This window comes from Lysinibacillus halotolerans, from assembly GCF_003711845.1.
GTDB lineage: Bacteria > Bacillota > Bacilli > Bacillales_A > Planococcaceae > Ureibacillus > Ureibacillus halotolerans.
Genome location: NZ_RHLQ01000013.1, coordinates 35,084 through 58,735 on the forward strand (window position 1 = coordinate 35,084; position 23,652 = coordinate 58,735).

Consider the following 23,652-nt stretch of genomic DNA (forward strand, 5'->3'; position numbering starts at 1 on the left):
AAGTATATAAATATTAAATATAGTAATCTCATTCAAAAAATGACTAGTTCAATAGCAAGGAAAGAGGAATACAACATGAGTAATTGGTTGAATTTATATGACTCAATGGGGGATTTTCTAGCTCCGAGTATGGCAAAAGACCATCCAAATATTCCAATAGTAAAAGAAGAAGGTTGTTATTACTACGGAGTGGATGGGAAGAAATATTTAGACTTTACATCAGGGATTGCTGTAACAAATACGGGACATCGCCATCCGAAAATTGTTCAGAGCATTAAAGATGCAGCGGATAATTTAGTACATGGACCATCGGGTGTCATCATGTATGAATCAATCTTAAGACTTTCAGAAGAACTTGGTAAAGTGTTGCCAGGGGATTTAGATTGCTTCTTCTTTGCTAATAGCGGAACGGAAGCGATAGAAGGAGCATTAAAGCTTGCGAAATTTGTAACGGAACGCCCTTATGTTGTATCCTTTACCGGTTGTTTCCATGGCCGATCGATGGGTGCATTAAGTGTAACAACATCGAAATCGAAATATCGTAAGTTTTTACAACCATCCCATCTTTCTTATCAAATCCCATATGCGGATGTGAAAGGTTGTCCGGAAGGGGAAGATCCTGAAACATATTGTGTGAATCAGCTGGAAAAAGACTTTAATCGACTATTTAAACATCAAGTTACGCCTGAAGAAGTAGCTTGTGTCATTATGGAGCCGATTCTAGGTGAAGGGGGATACATTATTCCTCCAAAAGCATGGGTGAAAAAGGTACGAGAAATTTGTGATGAATATGGGATATTACTTATTTTCGATGAAGTACAAACAGGCTTTGGACGGACAGGTGAATGGTTTGCAGCCCAATATTTTGACGTAACACCGGATATTATGGCTATTGCAAAAGGAATTGCATCAGGACTTCCTTTAAGTGCTACTGTCGCTTCGAAGGAATTGATGAAAAAGTGGCCTTTAGGAATGCATGGAACAACCTTTGGCGGAAACCCCATTGCTTGTTCGGTTGCACTGACTACGTTAGAAATTTTACATGACGAAAGATTAATAGAAAATTCGAAAGTAATTGGCGCTTATGCAAAAGAACAATTACTTCAGTTGAAAGAAAAATATTCCGTCATTAGTGATGTTCGTTCTGCTGGGTTGATGATTGGGATTGAAATTTCAAATCCTCAAACAGGAGAACTTGATGGACAAGCGGTCATGAAAATTCTTGATTATGCATTAGAAGAAGGAGTCCTGTTCTATCTTTGCGGAAATGTTGGGGAAGTGATTCGGATGATTCCACCCCTTACTGTCACAAAAGAACAAATTGATACGGGATTATCAATGTTAGAAAAAGCTATTCAACGATATATGGAAGAACAATAATTTAACCAACAAAGGAGAGAACAACAATGAAAAATAAAGTATTTTTATTCATGCTTGTATTAGTAATGGGTATTTTAGCAGCTTGTGGTACATCTGATGAAGGGGCGTCATCAAGTTCAACAACAGAAGAAAAAACAGAAGAAGCAAAAGTTTTACGAGTAGGTACATCAGCGGACTATGCGCCATTTGAATATGTTGATACAGCAAAAAGTGATGAAATTATCGGTTTTGATATTGATTTAGCAAACTTAATCGCAGAACGTTTAGGGTATACATTACAATTTACGAATACGGATTTTAATAGTTTAATCCCTGGACTTCAAGCGGATAAATTTGATTTTGTCATTGCTGGAATGACACCGACAGAAGATCGTGATGAAGTGGTAGACTTTTCTGTCCCTTACTATGAAACAGAACAATATTTAGTTACTCCGAAAGATAGTAACATTTCATCTTTAGAAGATTTAAAAGGAAAAGTAGTAGGTGCGCAAGTTTCTTCTATTCAAGAAGATTTGGCTAAAATTTTTGCCGAGGAAAATGGATTTACAGTTGAAAGTCGTAATTTAATTCCTGAAATTATTCAAGAGTTGAAAAATGGTCGTTTCCAAGGTGCGGTGATTGAAAATATCGTTGCTGAAAATTATTTAGCGCAAAACGATGATTTAACTTCATTTCCACTTGAAGTAGAAGATCCGGATTTTAAAGCCGTTGTTTTCCAAGAAGGTAGCGATTTAAAAGCTGAATTCGATGAAGTGATTCAAGTATTAATCGACGAAGGGAAAATTGATGAGCTGAAGAAAAAATGGTTCGTAGTTGAAGAATAATTAGCTTATCCACATCTTTAGTGAAATAAAAAGTCTGATATTACAATCTGCGAGTCTCCTAAGGGAATCGTGAGCCACCAAAAGTATTGCCTCTATATTGTGCCTTTTAAATAATCATTGAAGGTCATTTTAGTGGTAAGGTGGCAACGATTATTCCTTTGGAAAGCGAGCAGATTTTTCGCTTCTAACTATCATAACAATCTAACATGAAGAAAGGGGGACATACGATGTTTGATTTTTCGAAAGTCGTACCCTCTATTCCTTACATATTAGAAGGAATAGGTATTACTTTACAAATAGTTATTTTTGCAACGGTTATCGGTTTGATTCTTGGGATATTACTAGCTCTTTGTAAAATTGGCAGCATTAAGCCGTTAAAATGGTTCGCTGAATTTTATACATCGATCTTCCGTGGTACACCCCTTGTACTACAATTAATGCTCATTTATTATGCGATGCCACAAATTCTTGGGTTTAATATAGAACCAATGCCCGCAGCGATCATCGCCTTTGGATTAAACTCGGGTGCATATATTTCTGAAATTATACGTGCGGGAATAAATGCGGTTGATAAAGGTCAACAAGAGGCAGCAAAGGCACTTGGTGTTCCTTATAGTAAAATGATGAAGGATATTATTTTGCCACAAGCAATGAAAAATATTTTACCTTCATTGATGAATGAATTTATTACGTTAAATAAAGAGTCCGCCATCGTAACGGTTATTGGTGCTTTAGATATTATGCGTCGTGCTTACGTTGTTGGAGGAGACACATTCCGTTATTTAGAACCATTATTAATCGCTGGTATCATCTATTACATTATGACACTAGTATTAACATTCCTTGGAAAAATGATAGAAAAGAGGATGAGACGTAGTGATTAAAATCGAAAACTTAAAAAAGTCATTTGGTAAAAATGACGTATTAAAAGGAATTTCAACTGAAATTAAAGAAAAAGAAGTCATTGCGGTCATCGGTCCTTCTGGATCAGGAAAATCGACGTTTTTACGATGTATTAATCGTTTAGAAGAGCCGACAAGTGGGGAAATTACCGTTGGTGGTACATTAATTACGGAAAAAAATATATTGAAAGTCCGTGAAAATTTAGGGATGGTATTTCAAAATTTCAATTTATTCCCTCATAAAACGGTACTCGAAAACTTAATTTACGCACCGATGAACGTGAAGGGAATGTCAAAAAATAAAGCGGTTGAAACGGCAGAGGATCTTCTTCGTCAAGTAGGCTTGTTTGAAAAACGAAATGAATACCCAAATCGTCTTTCTGGCGGGCAAAAACAACGTGTTGCCATTGCCCGTGCCCTTGCTATGAATCCAACGGTTATGCTTTTTGATGAACCGACTTCTGCATTGGATCCTGAAATGGTAAAAGAAGTGTTAAACGTGATGAAATCACTAGCGGAATCAGGAATGACGATGATTATTGTAACCCACGAAATGGGATTCGCCCGTGAAGTGGCAGATCGTGTTCTATTCCTTGAGGGTGGTTATCTTGTTGAAGATGCCGCACCAGAAGTGTTTTTCAATTCTCCTAAGTCTAATCGAGCTAAAGCCTTTTTAGATAAAGTGCTTTAATAGAATGAGAGTTAAATGAACGAATCGTCAGTTCATCATGGATAACTGACGGTTTTTGATTGGGAAAATACTATAACAAAAAGTAGAGGAGCATATATCAGTTTTTTAAGATGAATTTTATAGCGTTTTTTGCACATCCTAACATTATTCGGTTATGTTTTGAACTAGTCTTTAATGAAGCTTTTTTAAGTATGGAGGACTTCGTATGAGTGGGCAATATCAAAAAATCGCAGTTGCAATAGACTTTTCTGAACTGTCGTTAAAAGCGTTTGAACGAGCAATTAATGTAGCGAATCATTATGGAGCAACATTATTATTAGTTCATGTCGTTGACACGAAATCCTTTGGTTCTATAACAGCATATGATTTAGACTTTGCTGGAAAATTGGTGAAGGAAAGTAATATGAAATTGGAAGAGCTCAAAAGTAAAGCGGAGCAAGCTGGTGTAAGTAAGGTAGACGTAGTGGTTAAAGAAGGCTCTTCAAAAGAAGTTTTAATTGAGCTACTTGATGTTGATTTAATTGTTTGCGGGGCGATGGGAACGAATCAAATTGAAAAAATGCTCATCGGATCTGTCGCAGAACGTATTGCTCAGTTTGCTCCGTGTGAAGTACTAATTGTTCGGTAATATTTACATGATTCCTCTTTTTAGGCAGAAGGAATTTCTGCTTAGAAGGAGGTTTTTCTGATTGAACGACAAAAATATTAATAAAAAAATATTCTCGCTAATTTTCATCCATCATTTATTTTTATGGGAATTCAATCGGAAAAATGTTATATAAATATAATAAAGTTAATTCGATAACCAGTGTTTTTATTTTGTTTTTTGTTATGTTGTAGGGAAAAAGGTTATCAAAATTATGTTGATTGATTGAAAACAATTTCTCTTATTTGATAGTTAATTTCTAATTTTTGAATATAAATTCTAAAAGGTGTAATATCTTTGTGAAGGGTAAGAGTGCTTGTGTTATAGGGTTTTGTGATGAGGAAACTTTATACATATCGATAGAAACATTATTATAGAAAAATGAAGGCGTGGATGGTTTTTATCATTTATTCTATGTGGATTTTGCGCTTATTTTATTATTTTCTACTTTTTGCAGAAAAAAACTGTTTTATTCAAATAATTTTTTTACAAAAACTATTGATTTTCATATTTTGTAAATGTTATCTTGATAAAGTAGTTGTCACAACTTGTTCAAAGTTAGAAAGAAAGGGGTTCAAAGAGAAATATGAAGAAAAATCGATGGTTAATTGCGCTTTCTGCGATTGCAATACATCTTTCGATAGGTGGCGCATACGCCTACAGCGTTTATAAAATTCCGATTACAACGGAAATGGGTTGGAGTGCAACAAATGTCACTGTTGCCTTTACAATTATGATGGGGTTAGCTGGATTTGCAGCTGCACTATTTGGTAAATTAGTAGAAAAAATGGGACCAAGAAAATCAGCTATGATTGCTGCGCTACTATTTGGTGCTGGACAAGCAGGTTCTGGTTTAGCAATCGTAATGGATTCAGTTGTTCTTTATTGGTTAACTTACGGATTGTTAAGTGGTTTAGGTATGGGGATTGGATATATTGCACCTGTATCAACATTAGTAAAATGGTTCCCTGATCGTCGTGGGTTAGCAACAGGGATGGCTGTATTAGGCTTTGGTTCTGGGGCATTAATTACTGCACCGGTTGCAGCAAACTTAATGGAAGGTGTAGGGATTTCTAATACATACTTCATCTTAGGGATTAGCTATTTTGTATTAATGATTTTAGGAGCTTTATATATTGCCCCTCCTGCACAAGGTTATATGCCAGAAGGAATGAAGAAAGCTACTGAAGAAGGAACAAAAGTAGTAAAACAAGATTTATCCCAAATGTCAGCAAAAGAAGCTGTAAAAACAAGACAGTTTTGGATGCTTTGGGCAATGCATTTAGTAAACGTTACTGCCGGAATTATGATGATTTCTGTTGCCTCTCCGATGGCGCAAGAAATTGTCGGACTATCGGTCGCAGGTGCTGCGGCAATGGTTGGTGTAATGGGATTATTTAACGGTGGTGGTCGATTAATTTGGGCAGCAATTTCCGATTATATTGGTCGTCCAAATATATTCGTTATCTTCTTCACAATTCAAGTCATTACATTCGCTGTATTACCATTTACAACAAATGTCTTTTTATTCCAAGCATTTATCTTCCTAGTAGTTAGTTGTTACGGTGGTGGATTCTCTAATTTACCGGCATATGCTAGTGATTTATTTGGAACAAAACAACTAGGTGTTATCCACGGGTACTTATTAACAACTTGGTCACTAGGTGGAATTTTTGGTCCGATTATCGTTAATTCTATAAAGAGTGCATCTGGAAGTTACATTACTGTGTTCTACCTCTTTACTGGATTAATTGCGATATCTTTATTAATTTCTTTATTGCTACGTGCAGACGTAAACAAAAAGAAAAAACTAATGGAACAAAAGAAAAAAGAAACAGTTGGAGATCTCTCAACTACAACATTATAAGAGTGAAAATAAACTACCGAATATTCGTCATATCGCCTTATGACGTTATTCGGTTTTTTTATCGAAAAGGTTGTTATATAACAATGATTCATTTCTTATTTACTGTAATACAGTTTCTCAAAATGTTCAATTTCATTGTCAAAATTGTTTAGAATTCCTGAATGAAAGAGAGATTTTACGTTTGAAATCTAACAAGTGTCATGAACATCTTTTATTAATAAGTTCATAGATTATGACAAATATCATGGAATGAATATTACATCTTATTCTATACAAACTATGTGTATATGGAATAATCAATATAAGAGGTGAAGAAAAGTGGCACAAGCGGTTGCTGTTCAAAGTAGTTATAGTAAGAAAGAAGAGTTGTGGAATGCGATAACCCACGGATTAGGTGCGATATTAGCTATCCCTGCCACGACTTTATTAGTGATGAAAGCACAAAATTCTAGCTCGACTATTGAGCTAATGAGTTACATTATTTTTGGTATTTCGATGTTTTGTTTATATGCAGCATCAACTTTGTATCATTCGTGGCCAACTCATAAAAGTTTGTTGAAAAAATTAGATCATAGTTCCATTTTTCTTTTAATAGCGGGTTCTTATACACCCTTTGCCCTCGTAGCGATTGGTGGTAAATTAGGATGGACGTTGTTTTTCCTTGAATGGATTTTAGCTATTTTAGGCATCATTTTTAAAATGTATTTCGTACATCGTTTCGAACGACTATCCCTTATCATTTATTTAGGGATGGGCTGGCTCGCCATTTTTGTATATGAACCATTATTAAATCATATAACAGGGAATGGTTTTTTAACGTTACTAGCAGGCGGTTTAAGTTATACAGTAGGTACGTATTTTTATAAAAACAAAAGAATTCCATATAATCATGCGATATGGCATGTTTTTGTAATAGGCGGAAGCTTATGTATGTTTTTAACGATTTATTTATTTGTTTAATTTAAAAAAGAGGAGAAGGCTTGCTGCCTAATCCTCTTTTTATTTTAGAAATTTTACTCCTCGTAAATCATTTTTTTCGTCATACCACCGTCTACAGTTAAATTGATTCCTGTTACAAAATCGTTTTGATCATCTGTTAAATAAAAACATGCTCGAGCAATATCTGAGGGTTTTCCTACCCTTCCTGAAAAATGTTGGCGATGATCAATCTCCCTCAACTGTGCATAATCACCGGTTTCAATCCAGCCTGGAGAAATACAATTTACCCGGATGTGATCTGGTGCAAAGGAGCTAGCTAATGCATGGGTTAATGCAACGATACCACCCTTTGTTGCAGCGTAGGATTCAGTATGTGGTTCAGACATAAACGCCCTTGTAGATGCCATCGAAACGATAGCACCGCCATTTTTATTTAAACGCATAAATTTCGCTGCTTCTCTTGAACAGATAAAGACGCTTCGTAAATTTGTGTTAATCACATCGTCCCAAACGTCCATCGAAATATCGTAGGGCGAAATAGGTCTAAAAATACCTGCATTATTAATTAAAATATCAATAGTTCCAAACCTTTCAACTGAAGTGGTCATTAACTGAATGACATCTTGTTCTTTCCGTACATCCGTTGGAATGAAATGGACGGAATAGCCTTTATTCTTTAGATTAGTACTAACTTCTACACCTAATTGTTCATTTATATCCGCTAAAATTACATGAGCGCCAGCTTCAGCGTATCGGGATGCTACTTCTCGTCCAATTCCTTGTGCAGCACCTGTTACGATAACTACCTTATTAAGAAACATATATATTCTCCTTTCTTTTTTACGGTTATTTATTCCATATTCATTGAAAAATGGCAAGTGTTATTACTTGAAAAAAACATACAAAAAAGGATAGAAGACTAGAGAGTAGTTTCTATCCTTACCGTTTTTTCGTTATTCCTATCTTTCATCTTGAGGAGCGATATGAAGGGGAGGAGGTACTAACCACCCTTTACTTTTGTTTAAACGTAATAATTTTGTGGCTAATTGTGCTTTAGCCATGTGAAATTGACCGTACATCGCTGCAATATCTTCCCTAGTGCTTTTTCCCATAGCTGTACTGCAAGCGACTAACCCCGCAGCGACGTTGCCAGATATAATCGCACTAATTTCCGGATCATTATATTTTGCTCCTACAGGGATGTCTTCAAGGCGAGCGTTAGGGCGTTCTGGGGGAACGGGTGGTAATCCAACACCGTTTACTTTTAAAATTTCTGTTAATTGCTTATTTTCTTCTTCCATACCAACAACCGCTTCTTCTACTAACTTCGCTAAATCGCGATCTCCAGTATGGTTATATAAGGTTTGATACATAGCAATCATTCCGTTATTTGTTAAAACATTCGACCAAATTGTAAAAACTTCTCCGTAATGTAGCGGCTCTTCTTTTGGATTTCGACTCATGATTCCCATGGATAACACTCCTTGTTAATACATATTATTTCCTAACTAAAACTAGAGTGGTCAAGAATGAAATTATTATTCATTTTCATAATATTTCCATGGACTATTTTCAGTATAATGAACGGGCTCTTTATATGATTTTCAAATTCGTAAAAAATAAAGGAACTTCTAGAAGAATAGGAGAAATGAATAGAGGGGAAATGAACAATATTAAAGGAGGATTGAGAATGACAGAAGAGGTTTTTTTAAAAAAATTGGAAGCTGAATTAGGTTTGTTAAAGGAGGAAGAACGGAAAAATATTATACGGGATTTTAAGGAATACTTTGCCAACGGAAAGGCAGAAGGGAAAAAAGAAGAAGATATTATTGAATCTTTAGGACCGATTCATGAGTTAGTTGATGAACTGTTATCGGCTTATTCGGAAGAGGAATTTGAAACAAATGTGGAATTTTCACCAACTGCTATTACGGAATATGAAAATGTTCATATTAAAGCAGATAGAGCCAATATTACAATTATTCCATCTAGTGATGATAAACCATCTATTCATGTAAAAGATCAAGATGGAAAAACAAAAGTAACGACGCATATTGTAAATAATACGTTGGAAATCCATGTAAACCGTGAGGATGGGTTTAGATTTTTCTTCATTTATATTAACTTCAACGTTCGCACTGTTGTTCATGTAACGATTCAGCTACCACAAAAATTGTATAATCAGCTCCTTGTCCAAAATGATATAGGAAAAATTGAAATGAACGTTCAACAAGCTAAATCGATAAAAGTTAAAACGGATGTTGGAACCATTCATTTGAAATCATTGTTAGCGAATTCATTAAATATAAAGTCGGACAATGGGCGAATTTTGATAGAACATTCTAATTGCACGGACGTTAGTGCTTCAACGAACAATGGTCGTATTGTTGTAAATCACTCGAGTGCGGAAAAAATTGATCTATCAACAGATAATGGTCGAATTGAATTACATAATGTAAAAGGAGAGATAAAGGCTTCAACGGATAATGGAAGGATAGATGGTTATATTCCAGCTGTTACTAAACCAATTCGTTGGAAAACAGATAATGGTAGCATTACCCTTAAAACAGATGAGCCATTAGATGATGCAACTTTAACGTTAAAATCGGGTTTTGGCCGTGTTGAAGTCTACGGAGAAAAGGGGGAAAAATTTCAATTTGGCGATGGTTCTGTACCAATTAAGTTGAAATCAGATACTGGACGTATTATGGTAACAACAGCAAGTTTACAAGAAACGTGAAAGTGGAAGAGGGATAAAGGAATGGGCAAAATATTAGTTTTAGGTGGAACCCGATTTTTTGGAAAAAAACTTGTGGAATTATTAGTAGAAGAGGGGCATGAAGTTTCGATTGCAACCCGCGGTAATTCTCCACATCCCTTCGGTAGCCGTGTAAAGCGAATTGTAGTCGATCGAACGGATAAAGAGGCTCTTCAAAAGGCGATGCAAAATACACAATGGGACATCGTGTATGATAATATTTGTTTTTCTCCAAATGAAGCGATGGCAGCATGCGACATTTTTGAAGGGAAAACAAAAAAATATATTTTTACTTCCACGATGTCAACTTATATAGACTTAGGTGCAGAGTTGAAGGAAGAGGAATTTGATCCATACCATTATTCAATTGTAGCTGGTGAAAGTAATGACTTTTCATATGGAGAAGGGAAGCGTCAAGCGGAACCTGTGTTTTGCCAAAAGGCTCAATTTCCAGTAGTAGCTGTTCGTTTTCCGATAGTATTAGGGGAAGATGACTATACAAAACGCTTGCATTTTCATGTTGAACGGGTGGCGCAAGGGAAGGTAATTAGCTTTTTAAATATGGATGCTAAAATGTCTTATATTTTATCTGATGATGCGGCTACCTTTTTACGCTTTGCGGGTTTTTCAAACATTGATGGTCCATACAATGCTACTTCGCCTGGAACCTATTCAATGAAAGAACTAATCAACTTGATTGAACAATCGGTCGAAAAAGGTGCGAAAATTGCCCTTGTTGGCGATGAAAAAAGCCGATCCCCCTTTGCAGTTCCAAATGATTGGTATATGTCGTCTGAAAAAGCTGAAAAAGCGGGTTTCCAATGTCAACCTTTACAAGGGTGGTTGCCTATGTTAATTCAAAAACTAGCAAATAAGTTACAATAAAGTAATACAGCTACTTATGAATGGGATGTATTTCATATTCTTAAGTAGCTTTTTTATTCTCTATTGAACAATTAAGTCGTTATTCTCTTCGATTAAAATGATAAAAAGTCGGTTAATACTTGAATAACTTCGGAACATTTTTTGAAGGATATTGTTCCCTTGAAAAATAAAAGGTACAATAACTACAATTGTTTGGCAATATTTTCATAGCAGACATCAGGGAGTGAGACGTTTGAAGAAAAAGCAAAAAAAATATACAACATTTGATAATGTCGTTATATTTCCTGGTACAGTCGAAAAATTAATAGCACAAGCCCACGAATTTGTAGAAAACTATCAATATGATTTAGCAAATAAAAATTTTGAAGAAGCATTAAAATATACTGAAGGTGATGAATTAACCCTTAGTGTTTATGCCTATTCATTATATGAAACGAAATCATTTGAAAAAGCAAAAGATGTTTGTGAACGGTTATTAAGCATTGGTCCTACGATGTACCTGGAAGTAATGGAATTATACTTAACCATTTGTATGCAACTCAAACAATTTAAACAGGTTGAAAGAATAATTACTTCCTTATTAGAAGAAGGTGCGATTCCCGAGGAACAAATTGAAAAATTTGAACGGCTTAAGGATATAAACGCTAACATAGCGGGGAATGTCGTAAAACAAGAAGAACCTGTAAGAAATAACAATGATGTAGATCCTGAAATGTTTAATTTACAACAATTTATGTCTCTTCCACCTAGTAAGCAACTAAACACTGTTCATGAATTGACGATGTTAAATATACGACCGATTGTCCACCACCTTAAAGCAATTATTGAAAACGAAGAAACACATCCCTTTATTAAAAGTATTGTTTTAATATTACTTGTAGAGCAACAGGTGGATACAAATTTGACAATTAGAAAATTCGATAAAGTGATGAATGTTAATCCGGCTAAACTGGAATTACCTACGAAAATGCCACAATTTACACAAGTTTCTAAACTTGTTGTGGAGAAATTAGAAAAGGAACCTTCCACTTTAGAAATGGTCGAATACTTAATTGCTAAACATTCGATTGTCACATATCCTTTTGAATGGTTGTCTTATGATTCGGAAGATGTTGCGATTAGTTATATTGATTTTGTCAAAACGATGTTTGGTAGTGTTCATGAAATGGATTACGAACTAGTAGAATTTTTGCAAAATCTTGAAAAGCTAACAGAACTACAAGAAGTATGAAAAAAGTTGAAACTCCGTTTATCTATGTTATACTAAAATGGTTGTCAAAATCGTATAAACGAGTGGTTTGTCTAACAATTGTAAACTAATTTTGGAGGTATTATAAATGTCAGCAAAATGGGAAAAACAAGAAGGTAATATTGGTACATTAACAATCGAAGTACCAGCTGAAGAAGTTAATAAAGCTTTAGATAAAGCTTTCGCGAAAGTAGTGAAAGAAATTAACGTACCTGGTTTCCGTAAAGGGAAAATGCCACGTCCGATTTTCGAAAAACGCTTTGGTGTAGAAGCTCTTTATCAAGATGCTTTAGAAATTTTAGTTCCAGATGCATATTCAAATGCAATCGATGAAACAGGTATTGTTCCTGTAGATTATCCAGAAATCGATGGAACTGAAAACTTCGCTAAAGGACAAGATTTCACTTTTACAGCAAAAGTTACAGTTAAACCAGAACCAAAACTTGGTGAATACAAAGGTTTAGAAGTGAAAAAATTAGCAACAGAAGTAACGGATGAAGAAGTTGAAGCTCAAATCCAAGAACAATTAAACCGTAAAGCAGAATTAGAAATTAAAGAAGACGAAGCAATCGTAGAAGGTGATACTGCTGTTATCGATTTCGAAGGTTTCGTTGGTGAAGAAGCGTTCGAAGGTGGAAAAGGTGAAGACTATCCATTAGAAATCGGTTCTGGTTCATTCATTCCAGGATTCGAAGAACAATTAGTAGGTTTAAAAGCTGGAGAATCAAAAGATGTTGTTGTTACATTCCCAGAAGAATATCACGCTGAAGAATTAGCTGGTAAAGAAGCTACATTCAAAGTAACTGTGAAAGAAGTAAAAACAAAAGTTCTTCCAGAATTAAACGACGAATTCGCTAAAGAAATCGATCCTGAAGTTGAATCTTTAGAAGCATTACGTGCGAAATTAAAAGAACAAACTTTAGAGCAAAAGAAAGCTGAAGCAGAAAGTGCTTTACGTGATGAATTAGTAGAAAAAGCAGCTGAAAATGCTGAAATCGATATTCCAGAATCTATGACTCACAATGAAATTCACCGCATGATCGACGAATTCGGTCAACGTTTACAAATGCAAGGTATGACTCTAGACCTTTACTACCAATTCTCAGGTCAAGATGAGCATGCTTTACATGAACAAATGCGTCCAGAAGCTGAAAATCGCGTACGTGTTTCATTAACTTTAGAAGCAATTGCTAAAGCAGAAAACATCGAAGTAACAGAAGAAGATGTTAATGCTGAACTAGAAAAAATGGCAGCACAATTTGGTATGACAAATGACCAAATTATTTCAGCTTTAGGTGGAAATACTGAAATTCTAGAAAACGATATTCGTACACAAAAAACAGTTGAGTTCTTAGTTGAGAACGCAAAAATTACTGAATAATTTCTTGTTTTCTAGTACAATGTAGTTGAATGAATATTGTGACAAGGTACGGCAACTCACCGTACCTTGTTTTAAAACTAGAAATATTCTGAATTGTCGGTAAAATTAGGGAATTTTCTCAATGTTTAACAACTTTCATTGGATTTAGTCAAATTTTGTTTGACATATTGAATCAATACATAGACAAAATAAGCTTATAATAAATGCTATTATGGGTGAATCGAAACAACTTATTTGATAAACATAACAGAATCTTGTAAGATTGTTGCTTGAATAGGGGTGAAGCAAATTGTTCAAATTTAATGATGAAAAAGGCAATTTAAAGTGTTCATTCTGTGGAAAACCACAGGAACAAGTACGTAAATTAGTAGCTGGACCTGGCGTTTACATTTGTGATGAATGTATCGAGCTTTGTTCTGAAATCGTTGTAGAAGAGTTAGGGGTAGAAGAGGAAATTGAATTTCAAGAGATCCCTAAACCAAAAGAGATATTATCGATTTTAGACGAATATGTAATTGGACAAGAGCGCGCCAAGAAAGCATTATCAGTTGCTGTGTACAATCATTACAAACGAATTAATTCGAACAGCAAAATTGATGATGTCGAATTGTCAAAATCGAATATCGTTTTAATTGGACCTACTGGTAGTGGGAAAACACTCCTTGCTCAAACATTAGCACGTATTTTAAACGTACCATTTGCAATCGCAGATGCGACTTCTCTTACTGAAGCGGGGTATGTTGGTGAGGATGTTGAAAATATCCTTTTAAAATTAATACAAGCTGCTGATTATGATATCGAACGTGCAGAAAAAGGGATTATTTATATAGATGAAATCGATAAAGTAGCTCGTAAATCTGAAAACCCTTCAATTACACGTGATGTATCAGGCGAAGGTGTTCAACAAGCATTACTTAAAATTCTTGAAGGTACGGTTGCAAGTGTTCCTCCACAAGGTGGAAGAAAACATCCGCATCAAGAGTTTTTACAAATAGATACAACGAACATTCTATTTATTGTTGGTGGAGCGTTCGACGGTATTGAACAAATTATTAAACGTCGTCAAGGACGTAAAGTAATTGGTTTTGGTGCTGATCCGAAGAAAGTGGAAGAGGATAGTGCGTCATTACTTTCTCAATTAATTCCTGAAGATTTATTAAAATTTGGTTTAATTCCTGAATTCATTGGACGTTTACCAGTTTTAGCATCTTTAGAACAGTTAGACGAGAGCGCATTAGTGCGTATTTTAACTGAACCGAAAAATGCTTTGGTGAAACAGTACCAAAAAATGTTTGAACTAGATAAAGTGGAATTAGATTTCGAAGAAGAAGCATTGTTAGCGATTGCAAAAGAAGCCATTGAACGAAAAACTGGGGCTCGCGGATTGCGTTCGATTATTGAATCAACAATGTTAGATATGATGTTTGAACTTCCTTCCCGTGAAGATATTGTGAAATGTATTATTACGAAGGAAACAATAACGGAAAAAGCTACACCGAAATTGATTCTTGCTGATGGAACAGAACTAAATATTTCAGACAAAAAAACTTCAGCTTAATTTAGCTAAAGTTCAGCAATTAGTTTTGAGAGCTGACTTCGAACTTGCGTTTAATTAGCGCTATTTCGTAAGTCAGCTCTTTGTTCCAAAAATAAACTACATATAAGTGTCTAATTTAAGTTTTTATTTACATAATAAGTAGTAGGTATAAGACTAACATTTTCGCTCAATACAGAATTTACTATGAATATGTAAGTGAAATGTCGTTTTTTTATCACATACTAAACAAGCGGGTTGTAACGGAAAATGTGGATGGAGGTGAATACCCGCATGACTAAAACAAAAGAAAATATTCCACTATTACCATTACGTGGCTTATTAGTTTACCCTTCAATGGTTTTACATATTGATGTAGGGAGAGCTCGGTCGGTAGCGGCTTTAGAACACGCAATGTTAAACGAAAATCAAATCTTTTTAGCAACACAAAAGGATTTACGTGTGGAACAGCCGACAAAAGATGAGCTTTATTCCATTGGTACACTAGTAAATGTAAAACAAATGCTAAAACTTCCAAATGGAACTTTGCGCATATTAGTTGAAGGCATAAGCCGTGCGAAAATGACTCATTATGAAGAACAAAAGAATTTCACGATAGTGAATCTTGAAATTCATGAAGATGATACGGAAAAGGACGCAGAAATCGAGGCGTTAATGCGTACTTTAATTTCTTATTTTGAAAAATACGCCAAATCATCAAACAAAATAACTTCAGAGACGATTGATTCCGTTATAGACATTGAAGAACCTGGTCGACTTTGTGACATCGTAGCATCCCATTTGCCTTTTAAAGTGTCGGAAAAGCAAGAAGTCTTAAGCCTTTTCGATGTAAAGAAACGGTTAAATCACTTAATCGTTCGTCTTCATGATGAACAGGAAGTATTAAACCTTGAAAAGAAAATCAATTCTAAAGTAAAACAAGCGATGGAACGGACGCAAAAGGAATATTATTTGCGCGAACAGATGAAGGCGATACAAGCCGAACTTGGCGACCGTGAAGGAAAAACGGGAGAAGTAGCCGATTTGCGGAAACGGGTAGAAGAAGCTGGTATGCCTGAATCCACTAAAAGGGTAGCAATTAAAGAATTAGATCGATATGAAAAGCTTCCAGCTGCAAGTGCTGAGAGTGGGGTTATTCGAAATTATATAGAATGGCTTATTACCGTTCCTTGGAAGGAAAGCACGGAAGATCGTTTAGATATAAAACATGCAGAAGAAATTTTAAATCGTGATCATGATGGATTAGAAAAAGTAAAAGAACGTATTTTAGAATATTTATCTGTCCGTCAATTGAAAAATTCTGTCCGTGGTCCAATACTCTGTTTAGCAGGGCCTCCGGGGGTTGGTAAAACTTCATTGGCAAAATCTGTTGCTGAAAGTTTAAATCGTCATTTTGTCCGCGTATCCTTAGGTGGAGTAAGGGATGAATCGGAAATTCGTGGTCACCGACGTACGTACGTTGGGGCAATGCCTGGCCGTATTATTCAAGGGATGAAAAAAGCTGGTACAGTAAATCCGGTATTTCTACTAGATGAAATCGATAAAATGTCCAACGATTTCCGTGGCGATCCATCTGCTGCTATGTTGGAAGTATTAGATCCAGAGCAAAATAATTCCTTTAGTGACCATTACTTGGAAGAACCTTATGATCTTTCACAAGTGTTATTTATTGCTACGGCTAATGATTTAAGCACAATCCCAGGACCTTTACTAGATCGTATGGAAATCATTTCGATTGCTGGTTATACAGAAATTGAAAAAACGCTCATTACAAAAAATCATTTAATACCAAAACAAATTAGTGAAAACGGTTTGAAAAAATCTCAGCTTATTATTAAAGACGAAGCAATCATTGATTTAATTCGTTATTACACTAGAGAAGCCGGTGTTCGTAATTTGCAAAGACAAATTGCTTCCCTTTGTCGTAAGGCTGCTAAAATAATTGTCTCCGGTGAGAAAAAACGGGTGACGGTGAACTCAAAAGTATTAGAGGATATGCTTGGTAAACACCGATTCCACTATGGTCAAGCAGAAACAGAAAACCAAGTAGGGGTTGCTACTGGTTTAGCTTATACGACTGTTGGTGGCGATACACTCCAAATCGAAGTATCATTAACACCTGGGAAGGGTAAATTAATCTTAACAGGTAAGCTTGGAGATGTAATGAAGGAATCTGCCCAAACGGCGTTATCCTATGTTCGTTCTTTAACGGATAAATTAGCAATTGATGAAGATTACTTCGATCAACATGATATTCATATTCACGTTCCAGAAGGGGCAGTACCAAAGGATGGTCCATCAGCAGGGATTACGATGGCGACAGCCCTTGTTTCAGCCATTTCCAATAAACCGATTAATCGTGAAGTAGGGATGACTGGAGAAATTACATTGCGCGGACGTGTATTACCGATTGGTGGTTTAAAAGAGAAATCATTAGGAGCCCATCGTGCAGGTTTAACTACAATTATTATTCCAAAGGATAATGAAAAAGATATAGATGATATTCCAGACACAATTCGTGAACAATTGACGTTTAAGCCGGTATCATCTGCAGAAGAAGTGCTTAATATTGCACTTGTTGGAGGTTTTAAATGAAATGAAAGTCCATAACGTAGAAATGGTTATAAGTGCCGTTAAACCAGAGCAATATCCAGAAGATGGACTTCCTGAATTTGCTTTAGCGGGCCGTTCGAATGTAGGGAAATCTTCCTTCATCAATAAGATGATTGGCAGAAAAGCATTAGCTCGTATTTCATCTAAGCCAGGGAAAACGCAAACGTTAAACTTTTATAAAATCGAGGAACAATTATTTTTCGTTGACGTACCTGGTTATGGCTATGCCAAAGTTTCCAAAAAGGAACGGGAAGCGTGGGGGAAAATGATTGAACGATATATAACAGCGCGTAGAGTATTACGTGCTGTTGTATTAATCGTTGATTTAAGACATGCCCCTACACAAGATGATGTCATGATGTACGATTTTTTAAAGTATTACAACATTCCTGCCATCGTTATTGCAACAAAAGCCGATAAGATAAAAAAAGGTAATTGGGAAAAGCATAAAAAAGTAGTAAGAGAAACGTTGGAGATGGATAAAAATGATCCACTAATCGTTTTTTCATCAGAAACAGGTTTAGGCTTCGAACAAGCTTGGACTGAAATTGAAAAACGAATGTAATCCTACATAAATCTACATGCGCTAGTAAAATTTTTGCTAGCGTATTTTTCTTAAACGATATTTCGACATTACATAACGAAATAATAGAATTATTCTAACTATTTCTTTTTAAGCATTCTAATTTGAAACATCACGTAATATTTGTTACACTTACTTTAGAATAATTCTAATTTAAAAATACTTTCATAGCATGTTCACATTTTATCGTGTGGATAACGCTTTCTTTATGTTAAAATAAAATTTATGAAATAGATCGTGTGAGGTGTAAAGTTCATGCATACACTAGTCGTAGGCTTGAATTATAGAACTGCGCCAGTCGAAATTCGTGAAAAATTGTCGTTTATTGAGAGTGAATTACCGAAGGCGATGGCAGCATTAAAAAAAGAAAAAAGCATATTAGAAGACGTAATTGTTTCAACATGTAACCGAACTGAAATATATGCGGTAGTTGATCAATTGCATACAGGCCGATATTATATTAAACAATTTTTAGCGAAATGGTTCGACATTCCTGTTGAACAATTTGAAACTCATTTATATATTCGAGAAGATGACGATTCGTTACATCATTTATTCCGAGTTACATCAGGAATTGACTCAATGGTGTTAGGTGAAACTCAAATTCTTGGACAAGTGAAGAAAAGCTTTTTAGAAGCCCAAGAAATTGGTTCTACTGGTACGATTTACAACCAATTGTTCAAACAAGCTGTCACTTTCGCTAAGCGTGCTCATAATGAAACGACAATTAATGAAAATGCAGTATCTGTTTCATATGCAGCAGTAGAACTTGCTAAAAAGATTTTCGGTTCATTAAAAAATAAACACGTTGCAATATTAGGTGCTGGTAAAATGGGTGAATTGGCGATTCAAAACTTATACGGTAACGGTGTAGGGAAAGTAACTGTTGTTAACCGTACTTTTGAAAAGGCCGAAAAACTAGCATCGAAATTTAACGGTGATGCGAAATCAATGCAAGAACTACAATGTATTTTATTAGAAGCAGATATATTAATTAGTTCTACAGGTTCGACAGATTATGTGATTGACTTGGAACTAATGGAGTACGTAGAACGTTTACGTAAAGGGAAACCTTTATTTATGGTCGATATCGCAGTACCACGTGACTTAGATCCACGTATTGGCGATTTATCAAATGTTTTCTTATATGATATAGATGATTTGCAAGGTATTGTGGAAGCAAATTTAGCGGAACGTGAACAAGCGGCTCAAGAAATTACAGAAATGATTGGACAAGAAGTCGTTCAATTTAAAGATTGGTTTGCAACTTTAGGCGTTGTTCCTGTTATTTCTGCCCTTCGCAAAAAGGCGGATCGCATTCAAAAAGAAACGATGTCTAGTATTGAAAATAAAATGCCTAACTTAACGGAACGTGAACGCAAAATATTAAATAAACATACAAAATCCATCATTAATCAATTATTGAAGGATCCTATTTTACAAGCGAAGGAATTGGCGAATTCACCTAAGGCAAATCAACAATTGATGCTTTTCCAACAAATATTTGGTATTGAAGAAGCAGTCAATGAAGAAGTGAATACTCAACAGCGAAGTGAACAAGCTTTTATGGAAAGTTCACAAAATAAGGCAGTTTTAGATGGGAAATTGTCATATTAATTTTATTTAGTTAGAAGGATATTGGCTAAATAAAGCCTCTTAATATGGAAGCAACTATTTGATTTTCGTTATATATTGTATTTGTTGCCTTGTATTAAAAGTAGGCATTTTTATTTGTAATTGAGGCGTTTTCGTATCTGTATGGTAAACTGAGATACGAGAACGCTTATTTTTTGAAGTTTTACATATTTTTACTGAAAACCTTGAATAAGGTATTAGATTGATAAAAGTTGTAAAAGATGAAGAAGGGTAGCGAAATGACACAATTAGCAATGGCTAGGCTTTATGAGATCATGGTTGTTCTTTATGCCGTCGGAATCGTATTTTATTTCATCGATTTTTTCTACAAACGTGTTAAAATTCGACGAATTGGCTTTTGGCTCATTTCCGTCGTATGGGTCTTACAAACTGCATTCTTTTTACTTTATATAATCGAAATTAGGCGTTTCCCTATTCTCTCATTGACAGAGGGGATTTACTTTTACGCATGGTTACTTGTGACGATTTCGATTATTTTACATTGTATTGCACGAGTTGATTTACCTGTATTTTTTATTAATGTTTTAGGATTTATCTTTGTGACGATTCATTTATTTACACCAAATCAGGTCGAACATCCACTAGTTGAATCGCTAGAATCTGAGATGGTATTTATCCATATATCCTTTGCTATTATTTCCTATGCTGCTTTTTCCCTTTCTTTTGTTTTTTCTGTTTTATATTTAATTTTATACAGATTGCTAAAGGAGAAAAAGTATACGAAATTATGGTCCCGCTTACCTAGTTTGCATCAAATGAGTAGGTGGATGTTTTATTCCGTTTTAATTGGTGTTCCGATTATTTTTATTAGTTTATTATTAGGCTTGGAATGGGCGTTTTTAAAATTGGAGGTCCTCTCCATTTTCGATATAAAAATTGTCGGTTCCTTTGTCATTACGGTTATTTATTTAACGGTTTTAGTATTACATCATAGTGGGAAACTTACAGGTTTAAATTTTGCTTGGGCACAAATTTACACTTTCTTACTTGTTGTAATTAATTTCTTCTTAGGTAGTAAATTATCCAATTTTCATTTTTGGTATTAGTAGAAAGGTAGGCTTATCATGAGAAAAATCATCGTAGGTTCACGGAAAAGTAAATTAGCACTAACTCAAACGAACTGGTTTATAAATGAATTAAAAAACGCGGGAGTTCCTTTTGAGTTTGAAGTAAAGGAAATTGTAACAAAGGGAGACCGTATTTTAGATGTTCAATTGTCTAAAGTTGGAGGGAAAGGGTTATTTGTAAAAGAAATCGAACAAGCCTTGTATGATAAAGATATCGATTTTGCTGTTCATTCCATGAAAGACATGCCAGCAGTATTACCAGAAGGGTTAGTTATTGGATGTATTCCTCCCCGTGAAGATGCAAGAGATGCCTTTATCTCAAAAGGTCATGTGAAATTTGCGGACTTACCTAAAGGAGCAGTTGTTGGGACAAGCTCTTTACGTCGTAGTGCTCAACTTTTACAGGCAAGACCTGATCTTGAAATTAAATGGATTCGAGGAAATGTAGATACTCGTTTAGCAAAACTTGAAAATGAAGATTACGATGCAATCATTTTAGCTGCAGCTGGTCTGAAACGTCTTGGTTGGAATGATGACGTCGTTACAGAATATTTAGATATCGATTTATGTTTACCTGCAGTAGCCCAAGGAACATTAGGAATTGAATGTCGCGGAGATGACAAAGAGCTATTAGATGCATTAGCAAAATTAACAGATCAAACTACTTGGAACGAAGCCCATGCTGAGCGTGCCTTTTTAGCTGCTATGGATGGTGGCTGCCAAGTGCCAATCGCAGGCTATGCAAAAACTGAAGGGGATACATTAACTTTAACTGGACTAGTTGCAGCCCCAGATTCATCTGTTATTTATAAAGAAACTTTAACTGGAACTAACCCTGAGCAATTAGGGAAAGAAGTAGCGAACATTTTAACAGAGCAAGGAGCCTTTGATTTAATTCAGAAAGTAAAGGCTGAACAAAATGCTTAAACCTTTAGAAGGAAATACGGTCGTTTTAACGGGTACGACAAAATCGACTACAATCCTTACTAAAATTCAGTCATTAGGTGGAGAAGCTATTTCCTGTCCTCTTATTGAAACGAAAGAAACGATTCATCGAAATGATGATGAGCTACTTCAAAAAGCTCGAATAGTTGACTGGCTTATTTTCACAAGTCAAAATGGAGTCAGAGCCTTTTGTGATAAGATGAAACGCCATCATTTAACCCCTGCCCACTTTAATGGGCGGGTGGCGGCGGTTGGTACAAAAACAGCGAAATCTTTGGAACAAAATGGCTTCCAAGTAAGCTTCATGCCGACGGTTTTTAGTGCCGATGTATTTGTGAAGGAGTTCCCAGCGATAACGGGGGACGAACTAAACTGTTTGTTTATTAAAGGAAATAAAGCGAAAGATACGCTGAAAAGGGGATTACCTTTTGACGTGAAAGAATGGACTGTGTATGATACACATGAAAATCTGACCAATATTCAGTCTTTAATAGAACTTGTACAAACAAAGGCAAAACCAATCCTTATTTTCGCAAGCCCTTCAGCTGTAGATGTTTTTGCAAATCATGTTGCCCCTATTACCGGGTGGGATAAAGCTAAATTAGCTGCCATTGGCCATATAACAGCAGCAAGAATAGCGTTTTATGGTGCTGAAGTTACATACAAACCGAAAGTTTATACAATGGAAGCAGTTATTGAAGAAATTCAAAGAAAGAAGGAAATCAATCATGAAAGATCTTAATTTCAAAAGACATCGTCGTCTTCGTTCATCCGCAACAATGCGTTCAATGGTGAAAGAAACTTATTTGCATAAAGAGGATTTTATTTATCCGATTTTTGTCATTGAAGGGGAAAATATAAAAAATGAAGTAAGCTCCATGCCTGGTGTTTTCCAATATTCTTTGGACAGATTAGCTGAAGAAGTAGATGAAGTTGTCGCTTTAGGAATTCCATCGGTTATTTTATTCGGTATACCAGCAGAAAAGGATGCTGTAGGTACTGGTGCATTCCATGACCATGGTATTGTTCAAGAAGCAACTCGTTTAATTAAAGAACGTCATCCGGAATTAATCGTTATTGCGGATACATGTTTATGTGAATTTACTGATCATGGTCATTGTGGAGTAGTAGAAGGAGAAAAAATCTTAAATGACCCTTCACTAGATGTTTTAGCCCGTACAGCTGTATCTCAAGCAAAAGCAGGAGCGGACATTATTGCCCCATCCAATATGATGGATGGTTTCGTAGCGGCTATTCGTGTTGCCTTAGATGAAGCTGGTTTCGAAGATGTACCGATTATGTCTTACGCTGTAAAATATGCATCTGCTTACTATGGTCCATTCCGTGAAGCAGCAGATGGGGCTCCCCAATTTGGAGACCGTAAAACGTATCAAATGGATCCAGCGAATCGTTTAGAAGCATTCCGGGAAGCAGAATCCGATATCGAAGAAGGAGCAGATTTCTTAATCGTAAAACCTGCACTATCTTATTTAGATATTATTCGTGATGTTCGTAACAATTACAATTTACCAATCGTGGCTTATAACGTATCTGGTGAATATGCGATGGTAAAAGCAGCAGCATTAAACGGCTGGATTGATGAAAAAGCGGTAGTGCTAGAAACTTTACTTGGTATGAAACGTGCTGGTGCTGATATGATTCTTACTTATCATGCAAAAGATGCTGTCCGTTGGTTGGAGGGGAAATAATC

General features: G+C 35.6%; 21 protein-coding genes. 19 read left to right on the forward strand and 2 right to left on the reverse strand.

The features are described from left to right. The first annotated feature begins 75 nt into the window (after window positions 1-75). From EC501_RS07015 to trhA, 7 genes are all read left to right on the forward strand, one after another. Window positions 76-1,380, forward strand: coding sequence for an aspartate aminotransferase family protein (locus EC501_RS07015; protein ID WP_122971585.1), 1,305 nt, complete (start codon window positions 76-78; stop codon window positions 1,378-1,380). A 26-nt stretch (window positions 1,381-1,406) separates the two neighbouring features. Continuing rightward, on the forward strand, window positions 1,407-2,204 hold the full coding sequence (locus EC501_RS07020; RefSeq protein ID WP_122971586.1) for a transporter substrate-binding domain-containing protein: 798 nt from the start codon (window positions 1,407-1,409) through the stop codon (window positions 2,202-2,204). A 227-nt stretch (window positions 2,205-2,431) separates the two neighbouring features. Continuing rightward, complete coding sequence (locus tag EC501_RS07025) at window positions 2,432-3,088, forward strand: amino acid ABC transporter permease (RefSeq protein WP_241559292.1); 657 nt, start codon at window positions 2,432-2,434, stop codon at window positions 3,086-3,088. Beyond that, complete coding sequence (locus EC501_RS07030; RefSeq protein WP_122971588.1) at window positions 3,081-3,797, forward strand: amino acid ABC transporter ATP-binding protein; 717 nt, start codon at window positions 3,081-3,083, stop codon at window positions 3,795-3,797. The genes EC501_RS07025 and EC501_RS07030 overlap by 8 nt, the downstream gene beginning before the upstream one ends. 205 nt (window positions 3,798-4,002) lie before the next feature. Further along, window positions 4,003-4,425: a universal stress protein gene (locus EC501_RS07035; protein ID WP_122971589.1), complete on the forward strand. Its 423-nt coding sequence runs from the start codon at window positions 4,003-4,005 to the stop codon at window positions 4,423-4,425. Between the two features lie 604 nt (window positions 4,426-5,029). Next, complete coding sequence (locus EC501_RS07040; protein WP_122971590.1) at window positions 5,030-6,310, forward strand: L-lactate MFS transporter; 1,281 nt, start codon at window positions 5,030-5,032, stop codon at window positions 6,308-6,310. 318 nt (window positions 6,311-6,628) lie between these two features. Further along, window positions 6,629-7,270 carry a PAQR family membrane homeostasis protein TrhA gene (gene trhA / locus EC501_RS07045; RefSeq protein ID WP_122971591.1) on the forward strand — a complete coding sequence of 214 codons (642 nt, stop codon included), beginning with the start codon at window positions 6,629-6,631 and terminating at the stop codon, window positions 7,268-7,270. A gap of 53 nt (window positions 7,271-7,323) precedes the next feature. Here the strand turns inward: trhA and EC501_RS07050 are convergent, their stop codons facing one another. After that, entirely contained in the window at window positions 7,324-8,070 is a 747-nt protein-coding gene (locus EC501_RS07050) for a glucose 1-dehydrogenase (RefSeq protein ID WP_122971592.1), read from the reverse strand. Window positions 8,071-8,208: 138 nt separating this feature from the next. Further along, entirely contained in the window at window positions 8,209-8,721 is a 513-nt protein-coding gene (locus tag EC501_RS07055) for a DUF3231 family protein (RefSeq protein ID WP_122971593.1), read from the reverse strand. A 218-nt stretch (window positions 8,722-8,939) separates the two neighbouring features. Between EC501_RS07055 and EC501_RS07060 the strand changes: the two genes are divergently transcribed. The 12 genes from EC501_RS07060 (at window position 8,940) to hemB (ending at window position 23,650) form a co-directional block, all read left to right on the forward strand. Continuing rightward, complete coding sequence (locus tag EC501_RS07060) at window positions 8,940-9,989, forward strand: DUF4097 family beta strand repeat-containing protein (protein WP_158599676.1); 1,050 nt, start codon at window positions 8,940-8,942, stop codon at window positions 9,987-9,989. Window positions 9,990-10,010: 21 nt separating this feature from the next. Beyond that, complete coding sequence (locus EC501_RS07065; protein WP_122971595.1) at window positions 10,011-10,892, forward strand: NAD-dependent epimerase/dehydratase family protein; 882 nt, start codon at window positions 10,011-10,013, stop codon at window positions 10,890-10,892. Between the two features lie 223 nt (window positions 10,893-11,115). Then, on the forward strand, window positions 11,116-12,123 hold the full coding sequence (locus EC501_RS07070; RefSeq protein WP_241559293.1) for a tetratricopeptide repeat protein: 1,008 nt from the start codon (window positions 11,116-11,118) through the stop codon (window positions 12,121-12,123). Between the two features lie 106 nt (window positions 12,124-12,229). Continuing rightward, window positions 12,230-13,522, forward strand: coding sequence for a trigger factor (gene tig, locus EC501_RS07075; protein WP_122971597.1), 1,293 nt, complete (start codon window positions 12,230-12,232; stop codon window positions 13,520-13,522). A gap of 289 nt (window positions 13,523-13,811) precedes the next feature. After that, complete coding sequence (clpX, locus tag EC501_RS07080; protein ID WP_122971598.1) at window positions 13,812-15,080, forward strand: ATP-dependent protease ATP-binding subunit ClpX; 1,269 nt, start codon at window positions 13,812-13,814, stop codon at window positions 15,078-15,080. A 270-nt stretch (window positions 15,081-15,350) separates the two neighbouring features. Next, window positions 15,351-17,672 carry an endopeptidase La gene (lon, locus tag EC501_RS07085; protein WP_122971599.1) on the forward strand — a complete coding sequence of 774 codons (2,322 nt, stop codon included), beginning with the start codon at window positions 15,351-15,353 and terminating at the stop codon, window positions 17,670-17,672. Window position 17,673: 1 nt separating this feature from the next. After that, window positions 17,674-18,255, forward strand: coding sequence for a ribosome biogenesis GTP-binding protein YihA/YsxC (yihA, locus tag EC501_RS07090; protein ID WP_122971600.1), 582 nt, complete (start codon window positions 17,674-17,676; stop codon window positions 18,253-18,255). 273 nt (window positions 18,256-18,528) lie between these two features. Further along, on the forward strand, window positions 18,529-19,890 hold the full coding sequence (gene hemA, locus EC501_RS07095; protein ID WP_122971601.1) for a glutamyl-tRNA reductase: 1,362 nt from the start codon (window positions 18,529-18,531) through the stop codon (window positions 19,888-19,890). 257 nt (window positions 19,891-20,147) lie between these two features. Next, a complete protein-coding gene (locus tag EC501_RS07100) occupies window positions 20,148-20,975 on the forward strand; it encodes a cytochrome c biogenesis protein (RefSeq protein WP_122971602.1) in 828 nt (275 codons plus the stop codon). A gap of 18 nt (window positions 20,976-20,993) precedes the next feature. After that, window positions 20,994-21,923 carry a hydroxymethylbilane synthase gene (gene hemC / locus EC501_RS07105; protein ID WP_122971603.1) on the forward strand — a complete coding sequence of 310 codons (930 nt, stop codon included), beginning with the start codon at window positions 20,994-20,996 and terminating at the stop codon, window positions 21,921-21,923. Continuing rightward, a complete protein-coding gene (locus tag EC501_RS07110; protein WP_122971604.1) occupies window positions 21,916-22,683 on the forward strand; it encodes a uroporphyrinogen-III synthase in 768 nt (255 codons plus the stop codon). Before hemC ends, EC501_RS07110 begins: the two co-directional genes overlap by 8 nt. Continuing rightward, the gene (hemB, locus tag EC501_RS07115; protein ID WP_122971605.1) at window positions 22,670-23,650 is read left to right on the forward strand and encodes a porphobilinogen synthase; all 981 of its coding nucleotides are present in this window, start codon (window positions 22,670-22,672) and stop codon (window positions 23,648-23,650) included. Before EC501_RS07110 ends, hemB begins: the two co-directional genes overlap by 14 nt. The last annotated feature ends 2 nt before the right edge of the window (window positions 23,651-23,652 follow it).

Bases quoted from the DNA above. Each gene is read 5' to 3' on its own strand.
- EC501_RS07025 (WP_241559292.1), top strand. From the start codon at position 2,432: ATGTTTGATTTTTCGAAAGTCGTACCCTCTATTCCTTACATATTAGAA.
- lon (WP_122971599.1), top strand. From the start codon at position 15,351: ATGACTAAAACAAAAGAAAATATTCCACTATTACCATTACGTGGCTTA.
- EC501_RS07110 (WP_122971604.1), top strand. From the start codon at position 21,916: ATGCTTAAACCTTTAGAAGGAAATACGGTCGTTTTAACGGGTACGACA.
- EC501_RS07060 (WP_158599676.1), top strand. From the start codon at position 8,940: ATGACAGAAGAGGTTTTTTTAAAAAAATTGGAAGCTGAATTAGGTTTG.
- EC501_RS07055 (WP_122971593.1), bottom strand. From the start codon at position 8,721: ATGGGAATCATGAGTCGAAATCCAAAAGAAGAGCCGCTACATTACGGA.
- EC501_RS07065 (WP_122971595.1), top strand. From the start codon at position 10,011: ATGGGCAAAATATTAGTTTTAGGTGGAACCCGATTTTTTGGAAAAAAA.
- hemB (WP_122971605.1), top strand. From the start codon at position 22,670: ATGAAAGATCTTAATTTCAAAAGACATCGTCGTCTTCGTTCATCCGCA.
- EC501_RS07100 (WP_122971602.1), top strand. From the start codon at position 20,148: ATGACACAATTAGCAATGGCTAGGCTTTATGAGATCATGGTTGTTCTT.
- EC501_RS07035 (WP_122971589.1), top strand. From the start codon at position 4,003: ATGAGTGGGCAATATCAAAAAATCGCAGTTGCAATAGACTTTTCTGAA.
- EC501_RS07040 (WP_122971590.1), top strand. From the start codon at position 5,030: ATGAAGAAAAATCGATGGTTAATTGCGCTTTCTGCGATTGCAATACAT.
- yihA (WP_122971600.1), top strand. From the start codon at position 17,674: ATGAAAGTCCATAACGTAGAAATGGTTATAAGTGCCGTTAAACCAGAG.
- hemC (WP_122971603.1), top strand. From the start codon at position 20,994: ATGAGAAAAATCATCGTAGGTTCACGGAAAAGTAAATTAGCACTAACT.
- EC501_RS07020 (WP_122971586.1), top strand. From the start codon at position 1,407: ATGAAAAATAAAGTATTTTTATTCATGCTTGTATTAGTAATGGGTATT.
- tig (WP_122971597.1), top strand. From the start codon at position 12,230: ATGTCAGCAAAATGGGAAAAACAAGAAGGTAATATTGGTACATTAACA.
- EC501_RS07015 (WP_122971585.1), top strand. From the start codon at position 76: ATGAGTAATTGGTTGAATTTATATGACTCAATGGGGGATTTTCTAGCT.
- EC501_RS07050 (WP_122971592.1), bottom strand. From the start codon at position 8,070: ATGTTTCTTAATAAGGTAGTTATCGTAACAGGTGCTGCACAAGGAATT.
- hemA (WP_122971601.1), top strand. From the start codon at position 18,529: ATGCATACACTAGTCGTAGGCTTGAATTATAGAACTGCGCCAGTCGAA.